This is a genomic window from Pseudomonas frederiksbergensis (assembly GCF_017114915.1).
Taxonomy (GTDB): domain Bacteria; phylum Pseudomonadota; class Gammaproteobacteria; order Pseudomonadales; family Pseudomonadaceae; genus Aquipseudomonas; species Aquipseudomonas frederiksbergensis_I.
In genome coordinates, this window is the sequence record NZ_JAAUOE010000028.1 from 57,434 (window position 1) to 68,232 (window position 10,799).

At 57.7% G+C, this 10,799-nt stretch carries 5 protein-coding genes and 1 pseudogene; 3 read left to right on the plus strand and 3 right to left on the minus strand.

What is annotated here, in order from left to right; all coding sequences use genetic code 11:
- Positions 1-170 precede the first annotated feature (170 nt).
- Positions 171-2,516 (plus strand): bifunctional acylase PvdQ, encoded by a 2,346-nt coding sequence (gene pvdQ, locus HCU66_RS19225; protein ID WP_205889966.1) that lies wholly within the window; start codon positions 171-173, stop codon positions 2,514-2,516.
- Positions 2,517-2,571: 55 nt separating this feature from the next.
- Here pvdQ and HCU66_RS19230 read toward each other — a convergent pair whose 3' ends face one another.
- Together HCU66_RS19230 and HCU66_RS19235 are read right to left on the minus strand one after the other, a co-directional pair.
- A complete protein-coding gene (locus HCU66_RS19230; RefSeq protein WP_205889967.1) occupies positions 2,572-3,573 on the minus strand; it encodes a FecR family protein in 1,002 nt (333 codons plus the stop codon).
- 131 nt (positions 3,574-3,704) lie between these two features.
- Positions 3,705-8,587: pseudogene (locus tag HCU66_RS19235) on the minus strand (dermonecrotic toxin domain-containing protein).
- A 228-nt stretch (positions 8,588-8,815) separates the two neighbouring features.
- On the opposite strand from HCU66_RS19235, the gene HCU66_RS19240 reads away from it, so the two are divergent.
- Positions 8,816-9,856, plus strand: coding sequence for an Ldh family oxidoreductase (locus HCU66_RS19240; RefSeq protein WP_205889968.1), 1,041 nt, complete (start codon positions 8,816-8,818; stop codon positions 9,854-9,856).
- A 161-nt stretch (positions 9,857-10,017) separates the two neighbouring features.
- Here the strand turns inward: HCU66_RS19240 and HCU66_RS19245 are convergent, their stop codons facing one another.
- Positions 10,018-10,335 (minus strand): ElaB/YgaM/YqjD family protein, encoded by a 318-nt coding sequence (locus tag HCU66_RS19245; RefSeq protein ID WP_205889969.1) that lies wholly within the window; start codon positions 10,333-10,335, stop codon positions 10,018-10,020.
- A 166-nt stretch (positions 10,336-10,501) separates the two neighbouring features.
- On the opposite strand from HCU66_RS19245, the gene HCU66_RS19250 reads away from it, so the two are divergent.
- On the plus strand, positions 10,502-10,756 hold the full coding sequence (locus tag HCU66_RS19250) for a hypothetical protein (protein ID WP_205889970.1): 255 nt from the start codon (positions 10,502-10,504) through the stop codon (positions 10,754-10,756).
- Positions 10,757-10,799 lie beyond the last annotated feature (43 nt).

Genomic DNA, 10,799 nt, shown 5'->3' on the forward strand with positions numbered 1-10,799 from the left:
ACGAGCAGGGAAATAATGAATACCCATATGTAGAAAATTTGTCGCCGTTACGTCAGCGTCCCGTCAGACGGGCATGGGGGACGCCCTCAAAGGCCTAAATTTTTTGTCATTTGCTTCGTTTCAAGGGGAGGCGCATTGCGTGTCATACGTCTTTACGATCAGGAGCGAGCGTGATTATTTCCAGGCAGTTAACCAGGTTGAGCCTTGCGGGTGTGATGCTGGGGGTGAGTCTTGCGGCGAGCGCGCGCAGCCAGCCAGAGCAGGCGACGGCCGACATCCGTCGAACCAGTTTCGGCGTACCGCATATCCGTGCCGAAAACGAGCGCGGGCTCGGCTATGGCATTGGCTATGCCTACGCTCAGGACAATCTGTGCTTGCTGGCCAATGAGATCGTCACCGTCAATGGCGAGCGTTCGCGGTATTTTGGCCCGGACCAGGTGACGGTCGAAGAGCGCGGCAACCTGGCCAGCGATCTGTTTTTCAACTGGCTGAACACCCCCAAGGCTGTCGCTGGTTTCTGGCAGGCGCAAACACCTGAAGTCCGTGAGCTCATCGAAGGTTATGTGGCGGGTTACAACCGTTCGCTGAAAGAGCGTCGGGCGCGGGGTTTACCGCAGCAATGCCAGGGCGAATGGGTGCGCGCGATTGCCGCTCAGGACCTGGTCAAGTTGACTCGTCGTTTGCTGGTCGAAGGTGGCGTGGGCCAGTTTGCCGAAGCACTGGCCGGCGCGACTCCGCCTGAAGCCGTCGCTCATGCGGCAGGCGACCCGGCATCGTTCCAGTTGGCGGCTTCGCGCATGCAACGGTTCGCTCTGGATCGCGGCAGCAACGCCGTGGCGGTCGGCAGCGAGCGTTCGTTCAACGGTCGCGGGATGCTGCTGGCCAATCCGCACTTCCCTTGGGTCGGCGGGATGCGTTTCTATCAGATGCACCTGACCATTCCCGGCAAACTGGACGTCATGGGCGCCGCGTTGCCCGGTCTGCCGATGATCAACATCGGATTCAGCCAGCACCTGGCCTGGACCCACACCGTGGATTCGTCCAAGCACTTCACTCTGTATCGCCTGCAACTCGACCCCAAGGATCCGACCCGTTACCTGCTGGATGGCAAGTCCTTGCCGATGAAAAAGCAGACGCTGACGGTCAGTGTGAAGCAACCCGATGGCCAGACCCGGCAGATTTCCCATGTGGTCTATAGCTCACAATTCGGGCCGATTGTGCAATGGCCCGGAAAACTGGATTGGAACAATCAGTTTGCCTACAGCCTGCGCGATGCCAATCTGGATAACGACCGGGTCTTGCAGCAGTGGTACGCGATGAACCGTGCTGTCAGCCTCAAGGATCTCCAGGCATCGGTGCACAAGATTCAGGGGATCCCGTGGGTCAATACCCTGGCGGTGGACGATAAGGGGCAGACGCTTTACATGAACCTGTCGGTGGTGCCGAACGTGGGTGCCGACAAGTTGGCCAAGTGCAGCGATCCGCGGGCGGGATTGCAGATGATCCTGCTCGACGGCTCCAACCGCGCCTGCGCCTGGGACATCGACCCGCATGCTGCGCAAAAAGGTATTTATGCGGCGGACAAATTGCCGCAACTGCTGCGCAAAGACTTTGTGCAGCATTCCAATGATTCGGCCTGGATGGCCAACCCGGCGCAACCGCTCACCGGTTTCTCGCCGTTGATCAGCCAGGACAGCCAGCCGTTGGGACTGCGATCGCGCTTCGCACTGGAGCGCCTGGGCTTTTTGAACAAGGCGGGTCCTATCGCGGCGGCGGATCTGCAACACATGGTGATGGACGATCAGGTGTATCAGGCGGCTCTGGTGATGCCGGACCTGCTGCAATTTTGTGCCGCGGACCTCGGCCCCGATGCGCCGACGCTGACGTCGCTGTGTGCCAGTCTCAAGGCTTGGGATCATCGAGTGAATCTGGACAGTGGGCTGGGCTTTGTGCATTTTCAGAATGTCATGCAGTCGTTACAACAAGTGCCTGAAATCTGGCGTGTGGCGTTCGATCCGAAGGATCCGCAAACCACACCGCGTGGCCTGGCAATCGAACGGCCGGAAGTCGCCAAAGCGGTTCGGGTGGCGATGCTGGCCTCGGTAGAAAAGGTCAAGACCCTTGGCCTGAAGGCTGACAGCCGCTGGGGCGATATCCAGGTGGTCAGCAGTGGCGGGCAGCAAACGCCGATCCATGGCGGCCCGGGCACCCTGGGGGTGTATAACGCCATTCAAAGTGTGCCGAGAGCCGACGGCAAGCGCGAAGTCGTCAGCGGCACCAGCTATTTGCAGGTGGTGACGTTCGATGACAAGGGGCCGCGGGCTCAGGGTTTGTTGGCATTCTCGTTGTCCAGTGACCCGGCCTCGGAGTATTCCCGGGACCAGACACTGGCCTTTTCGAAGAAACAGTTGAGTGTGTTGCCGTTCACCGAGCAGCAGATCACGGCTGATCCGCAGTACCAGGCTCAGACGATCCGCGAGCAGGATAAAAAAGCGGGGAAGGTCGCTGCGCAATAACAGCGATAGCGTTCAAATGAAAAATGAAGGCCGCACCCCATAAGGGGCGCGGCTTTCAGCTTTTTGGGGCTTGTTGCGGAATCGAGTTGAGAACCGGATTGCCGTCCTTGTTGCGGGTCAGGTAGACCGGCAGCACCTTGGGCAGCGAAGCCACCAGGTTGTCGACCTCTTTGATGTTGTAGATGCCGCCGAGGCGAATCGAGCCGGTGCTGTGGTCCGCGATCATCACCGGCTTGTTCAGGTAACGATTGATCAAGGGCAGGGCGTCGGTCAGCGCCAGATCATCGAGCACCAGTTTGCCGCTGCGCCAGGCCAGCGAGTGGTCGTTGGCGTAGGTCTGGCTGATTTGAGGCGTGAAGTCGCCGTGCCTGTAACGCGCCTGCATGGCAGGTTCCAGACGCAGACCGTCGCCGGACAGGGCAGCGTTGCTGGTCACCAGCACGGAACCCTCGATCAGGTTCACGCGGACCTGGTCTTCATACATCCAGACGTTGAACCGGGTGCCGGTGACACGAATCCTGCCGTCGCCCGCCCTGACGATGAACGGGTGCTGCATGTCGTGGCTGACGCTGAAGAAGGCTTCGCCTTTTTTCAGGGTGACACGGCGCTGATCCTTGTAATTGCTGAACGTCAGCTCACTGCCCAGGTTCAGCTCCACCTGACTGCCGTCGCTCAGCGTGACCTGACGCACATTATCGGTCGCCTCGAAATGCTGGTAGGCATTGGGCAACCATCCAAGGTTCCACCCGGTATACGCCGCCAGTGGCAGCGCCAGGGCGCAGACGGTGGCTGCGATGCCGAAGGTGCGCCAAGGCGTTGTCGGTTTGACCCGAACGGTTGGCGCAGAGGATTCGGGACGGGGCAAATCCCCCGCAACATCCCAGATCTCCAGCATGGCTTCGTACTCGAAGGCGTGCAGCGGATGGGCATCACGCCATTGCTCGAACGCCAGACGTTCCTCGTTCGTGCAATCGATGGCGTGCATACGCATGCACCAGTGCGCAGCGGCATCGGTGATGGCGTCGTATTGGGCTTGCGAGAGAGAGTGGTCGGTCATTGACTCATCCTGATTTCCTGCATTCTAACCTTGAGGGGAAGTCTGCGAGAACAACCGTCATGGCATTTCCCCATCAAAGTCGAACTTATTTTTCAGGGCACTGACGTTGCGTCAGTGCCTGTCATCGCATTTCAGGGCGTATCAACGTGAAGCTGGCGTCCCAGGTGAGAGATAAGCCAGGCGACGGAGTCAGCGTTGGCCAGCTGGACAGCCAGTCTCGACGTCGAATCATGTTTGAATTGCTTGCGTGCTTCGGCCAACGTATTTTTGCCGGTCAAGCTCAAAACCCGGTCACGTGCACGGTAAGTGCCTTCGTAACTGGTTCGACCGAAATCTTCCCACAATGTTGTTTCGTCATTCCAGACGGTGAATAGCTCGGGTAAGGGTGTATGACTTGAAAGCGCTGTCCGCTGAACCTGCGTCAGCGCCTTACTCAAATTGGCGCCACGGTCCGTCGTGGTATCGATCAGATCGACAAACGGTCTGCTTGAATCCAAATAAGCGATATCCTCCGCGCCACAGACCATATGCGACAGCTCGTGGATCAATGTGACTGCGCGGGCGTGAGCACGGATCGGGAAGGAGGCATCGGTCATGTAATTGCGGTAGTGATCCATGTAAGGCATGAAATACTTTTCCACCAGATAGATTTTTTTCTTCCTGTCGGCGGGGATCGTGAAGGCGAACACATGGTCCCGCTCTTCAGAGGACGCTCTCCCGGTAACGAAGCGTTTCGACTTTTCGCTCCGCAGGGTCGGATCCACCAGGGCCCCAAGGATTTTCTCTACGACATCCTCGATCATCGTCATATGTGCGGGCGAGATTTCCGGTACATCAATAAAATCCCTGATGAGCTGATGAACCGGTGTCTGTGTGTTGCCTGGTTTTCTCAACAGTTNAGCTGATGAACCGGTGTCTGTGTGTTGCCTGGTTTTCTCAACAGTTGCAGATTGCGAAAACTGTTCCACGCATAGGTGGTTGCGAAATCAAGGCCTTCATCGATCAGTCGGGCCCGGACCGGGAACAGCTGGCGTATTTCAGCCATTCCACTGGCTTCGACGTTCATCCCCCCACGGACAGCGACCCACGTTTCCAACCTATTGATCAAACTGTACTGGCGAACCCGCTCGTCCGGTTCCCGCACCCACTGTTTTGCAGCGTTCTGAACAACATAAGGGCCACTGCCGTCCGGACCACTGATGCGCCAGCGCAGGCCGCGTTTTTCGAGTTGATAGACCTTTCCTTCAACCGGGCCGTATTTTTTCTTTGTGGTCGGGTGGGTGTAGAGCTCAAGGGCTTTGTCCCGGGTCATTGAGCCAAGGTCGACGTCAACGTGCTCGTGGCTCTGCAAGCCTGTGCGCGCCGGATCGGTAATGGCGATGTCCTCCCATTGAAGGCTGGCACTGATCGCAGAGTTGGAAGGCTCACTGGCCTGCGCAGAGGGTTCTGCCTGGCCTTCCATTGACTGGCGCAACATTGCCAGTTGCGCTACGCCATTGATAAAGGACTTTATCCCCGCGCCCCATTTATGTAGTTGGAGATCCTCTGCAGACTGCTTGAAATCCCGATAGCTGCGCCACACGACAGTCGGGTAGGCCAGCTTGCCCGTCAGGAACGTATAGGCCTGTTCCAGATCGTCACCCAATACGCGCTTTATGGTTTCCCACTCGTCCTGAGTGTCGTTACTGGATTGGGTGCCCAGTAGCCGTGCCAGGAGGTTGGCATTTTCATTGAACAGGTGCTTGAACAGATTGCCTTTGATGGGGGTGGTGGCCAGACTGACCTTGTTGGTTGCTGCTTTCGTACCGGTCAAATCGCTGTCATAACGCTTGCGGTCAGTGGTCGATAAAATGTTGCGCACCCAACTCTGCAACGCGCCTTGTGATTTGAGCTCAGTCAGCAGCAGATTTTCGTTTTCATATTCCTTCAGGCCATGCTCAGGGCTGTAGGGCGCAATAAGCACCTGGGGGCCTGCCGTGTTCTTTTTGGGGCCGATCAAATAGATTCCCGGCACTTTGATCGACTGGTCTTTACCGTAGAGCAGCTCAAGTGGACGGATGACCGCATTCGCACCGCTGACGGCCTCGCGGGCAATCGCATCGGGCATGTCCATGACCTGCCGAATGAAGTCGAACCCGGTTTCGCTCAGGTGTTCCTGTAGCTTCATCGAATGCGCATGGTGCAACAGTTGCCACGGTAATTGTGTGGCGAACAGCTGTCTGCAGGATTTCGCGGCGGTGTTGGTTTCAGCAAGTGCCGTTGCCACTATCTTTTGTTGGTGCTGGCCGACATCCAGCTTTTGTATCAGGCTTTTGATGTAGGGCTTGTCCATTTTGGCCGGGATGGCGTCGGAGGTGAGCGACACCAGTTTGAAATCGGCATTGTCCAGATCATGGAAGTGAGTCAATGCAAAAGCCGACAACGTTAATGTCTTGGCGGCGGACATCAGGCGCGCGGCAACCTGCACCTGAACGTTGTCCGGGTCAACGTCGAATTGATCGGCCTTGAGCAATTTTTTCAACTCAAGTTGAGCCGTGCGTTCAAGAGAGCGTACGCCGCTCAGGTAATCCTTATCGTCCTTGGCATTGTTCAGGTATTGCTCAAGCAGTTCTGCATGCAGCATCTGATCCTTTATGGAGGCTTTGGCCAGCCATGCAGGCAGCTTTTGTTGGGTGGTCAGAGAGCGTGCAAGGTCTGTTGCCCGACGTAGCCCTGTCATCGGTGTGTGCAATGCCACAAGGTTCAGTAGATTCTTCGAAACCGTTGCGGGCAGTGAGGAGGCCAATGCGGCTTCGATCGACATTTTGTCCAGCCGAACGAATGGTTTTTGTACCTGATCCAGAAAGTTCTCATGAATCAGTTGTAATGGCGCGAGGGTAAAGGTGCGCCCCGACGTGCGCTGGCTTCTCTCGAGATTCTCCAGAATCGATGGGCGTTCGTCCTCGCTCTGCAAACGTTTTTTGAACGCTGTCATCAGCGGTGTGAGGGACGTAAAGGCTTCGAATCCCAAAGCTGGAGTCCACAGAATCGCTTTGCCGGAGTGGTTGGGGTCCAGGCCGCCGCGCTCGGTGATGACAAAACAACTGCCGAGCTGGAGCAGGTCACTGGAGTCACTGGCCTTGAGCGCCAGGGAAAAAATATCCGGTAGAAATCCGTTCAGGGCACCGCGCTGCAGCCGGACCGGCGTCTCAAGCACGGTTTTGATTATCGCCTGTTCAGTGGTCGCCAGCGTGCGGGCGACGCTGTGCAGTTTGAGCTCGCTGCGCAATGCCGTGGTCAAGACATGCGTAAACCTGGGTTGCAGTTCCTCGATAGACGAACGAGTGATGGTCTGTGCCGCCGCGAACGTAGGCGTTGTCACCGCAATGGATGGGTGTTGATCAAGCCCTTGCTCGAGTGCCCGCTCGACGGCGTCAAGCAATACGAGCTGTTCTTTTGCCGACTCCGCCCGCACGGTGGCCGGTCGGGCGCTCCAACGCTGATCTGCCCGGGTGCTCCAGCGACCGTTGGCATCGCCGGTCAACAGGCGATTGTCGATCAGGCCTCGTACATCCAGCGCATTGTCGACCAAGGCATGTACATCAAGCGTGCCCTCGCTTTCCCGGTATCGGCTCAGGGCGAATGTCAGATTTTGCTGCTGCTTGGCCCGGACATCTTCAACGAGTCGGTCAAACACCGGGCCGGTAAGCGGTTCACCAATGATCAGACGCGCCTGTGGCTCAAGCGAAAGGAAGGTGCCGCGTTCGTCGAGGGACATGAAATTGAGCAGATTGTCTTCGTGCCCCTCGCTTTTGAGCAGGGTCAGCACGGTGTCTTTTATCGCTGCAAGATCGCTACTGGCCTGGATGCCCGAGGAGTGGGTGTACAGAAAGCCCAAGGTGTCCGAGTTACCGGCCATGAAGGTGGACGCCAGCTCCACGTAATGTTTATAGAGCGCGCTGACACGGACTTTTTCGACGCGTAGCGGGAGCTCTGGGGCAGGCGTGGCCCCGCTGATGCTCATCAACTCCAGATATTCAGCGGTGCTCAAAATACCTGACTGACGCTTTAGCAGAAGATCCACGTGGTAGGTATCTCGCATGCTCTCGGCGAAAAGGTCGGAACGGGACCGCCAGTTCATGGGGCTATTCCAGAAGGTCTCGAGCAGACTCTGCAGGCGAGGTGTGAGACTTTGCGCGATCTCTTTTATCTCGTGTTCCCAGGCTTGGTTGTCAGTATTGCTGCTCACGCCGTGGCCGGGGTTGGAGAAGATCCTGATGTCGCCATCCGGCCATTGATTGGTCAGGTAGACGTGCAGCAGGGCATCGCTCAAGGACAGCGAAGAAAGCTTGCGCCGGTTTTCCGGATTGGCGGTATCGAAGGCCGCAGAAGCGCTGTCGATAAAACTGTCCAGTTGTGTACGGCGCTGGTCCAGTTTGGGAAAACGCTTGGCCAGGGCGATTTTGAGTGTCTCATCCAGCATCGATTGCAGCGACGGCATTTTCACCAGTTCAGCCAGCATCGCCTGGATGTTCTGGGCCTGGTTGCGTTCGAGGATCTGCTCCTGGTCCTGGAACACCGCCCCCTCGATTTTTTGCGTCGACACCTTCAGGCCCGAGGCTGTCAATACCGTCTCACGCTGTTCGATGGAGAGGTATCGCAACAGCGCCTGCTGGCCGCTGAACTGGCGCAGCCATTGCTCGAGGCGCGTAGTGAGGTCAGTCATGTCGGCGAATTTGACGAGGCCTTTCCATGGTGTATAGAGGACGACTTCGCCGTTATCGGGACGACTCATGGAGAACGCGCCGGCCAATGGAATATCAGGGCCGGTGCCCATCTTCAACATCAGCCGATCTATCTGCATCGGTGCCTTTTGGGCCGCGCGAACGTCATGGGTGGCGAGATAAACACCACCTTTCAACCATTTGAGGTCATCCAGGGTGAAGTTCAGCGCTTTCTCGCGCTCGCCAGGTTGCTTTGCATTGGAGGCACGTTCTGCCTCGTCGAAAAAATACGGCAGTGGGGGAGCAGTCATGGTTTTTCCTCGATGGGCTGCGATGGAGGGTGATCGCAGGTTGTTGGTTCGAGGGAAAACAGTAGGGCGAAGGGAAAACCCGGGTGCGGTACATATTGCTTGACTTGATTGTTCGCTGGAGGCTTGACAGGACGCCAGTAAAACAGCGCTTAATCGATGACATTTTGGGGTGCCCTGTAGCCCCGTTTGACCTGTTGCCCTTACCCAATAATAAAACCGGAGCTTCAGATGACTGAATCGCCTGAAATGGCCGTCAACTCGAACACTCAAACGCTTGACTTCGACGCGCTCGTTCAATTGCTCGAGCAGATCTTCCTGCGTCACGGCACCTCAGCGGACGTCGCCAGAACCCTGGCCCTCAACTGCGCCAGCGCCGAGCGCGACGGCGCCCACAGCCATGGTGTGTTCCGCATTCCCGGTTATGTGTCGACGCTGCAAAGTGGCTGGGTCAATGGTCAGGCCGTGCCGGTGGTCGAGGACGTGGCTTCGGGTTTCGTGCGAGTTGACGCCGGTAATGGCTTTGCCCAACCGGCCCTCGCGGCGGCGCGGCCATTGCTGGTGGAAAAAGCCCGCAGCGCCGGCATCGCGGTGTTGGCCATCCGCAACTCCCATCACTTCGCCGCCTTGTGGCCGGACGTCGAGCCGTTTGCCGATGAAGGGCTGGTGGCGCTGAGCGTGGTCAACAGCATGACCTGCGTGGTGCCTCACGGTGCCGATCGTCCGCTGTTCGGGACCAACCCGATTGCCTTCGCCGCGCCCAGGGCCGACGGTGCGCCGATTGTCTTTGACCTGGCGACCAGCGCCATCGCCCATGGTGACGTGCAGATCGCCGCCCGTAAAGGTGAACGCCTGCCTGCGGGCATGGGGGTGGACAGCCTCGGCCAGCCGACTCAGGACCCCAAAGCGATTCTCGAAGGGGGGGCATTGCTGCCGTTTGGCGGGCACAAGGGCTCGGCGCTGTCGATGATGGTCGAGCTGTTGGCGGCAGCGTTGACGGGCGGTAATTTTTCTTTCGAGTTCGACTGGTCGAACCATCCGGGGGCCAAAACCCCCTGGACCGGCCAACTGCTGATCGTGATCGATCCGAGTAAATCGGCGGGGCAGAATTTTGCCGAACGCAGTCAGGAACTGGTCCGGCAGATGCACGGTGTAGGACTCAAGCGTTTACCGGGTGATCGGCGTCACCTGCAACGCGCCAAAGCCAAGGTTGACGGCATTGCACTCGAGGCTCAGACATTGGCGAATCTGCGGGAACTGGCCGGGTTGTAGGAGCGGCGATGCGGCGATCCGACTTGCCCGCGAAGACGTCGGTACAGTCAACATTGATGTTGCCTGACACACCGCTTTCGCGGGCAAGCCTGCTCNCGAAGACGTCGGTACAGTCAACATTGATGTTGCCTGACACACCGCTTTCGCGGGCAAGCCTGCTCCTACCGCCGGCCCAACAACAGACCCACCACCAAACCGAAACCCGCGGAGATCGCCACGGTTTGCCAGGGATGACCACCGATGTAGCTTTCGGTGGCATCGACTGCGGGTTGGGTCCGGTCACGAACACGGGTTACCGAGTTCCGGGCCTGCTGGAGTTTCTGGGCGATTTGTCCACGAAGGGTGTCCGCTTCCTCTCCGACCAGTGAGGCACTGCTTTTGAGCAGTTTCTCCGATTCTTCGATCAGGGCCTGAAGTTCGCTGAAGACCTGATCCTTGATTTGATCCTCGGCGAATTGATCGGTGTATTTGCGGGCCATTGGTGTACTCCTTACAGATGAATGGACAGTGAGCAATGGAGTCTGCGGTGATTGAAAAAGTTGCAGCAATTTTGCGCGGTGGCGTAACCCTGAAGAAAAATCCAGCGCAGGACATTTCTTCCTACAGTGTAAGATGTCACCTATTTTACGCAGCAGGTAATTCCCCATGAGCTTCAATCTGGCCGATAAACCCCTGGCCGAGCGCGCGGCGCTTGAAGATGAAAAATCCCGTCTGTTCGAACTCTGGCAAAACAACCTGGGCAAAGCCAAGGGCGAAGCCGCACGGTTGTTCGGTGAGCGCGCCAAGCGCAAAGGCAAATGGGCTGAATGGGTGCGTTCCGAACTCGACGGCATGTCACCGCCGGAATTCGCGAACATGGTGCGCAGTGAAGTCAATCGCCTGATGGCCGCCGCTAAATAAGCGCCTGCCTGGAAAAAATCGCGACAATGGCCTCGCGCACTTT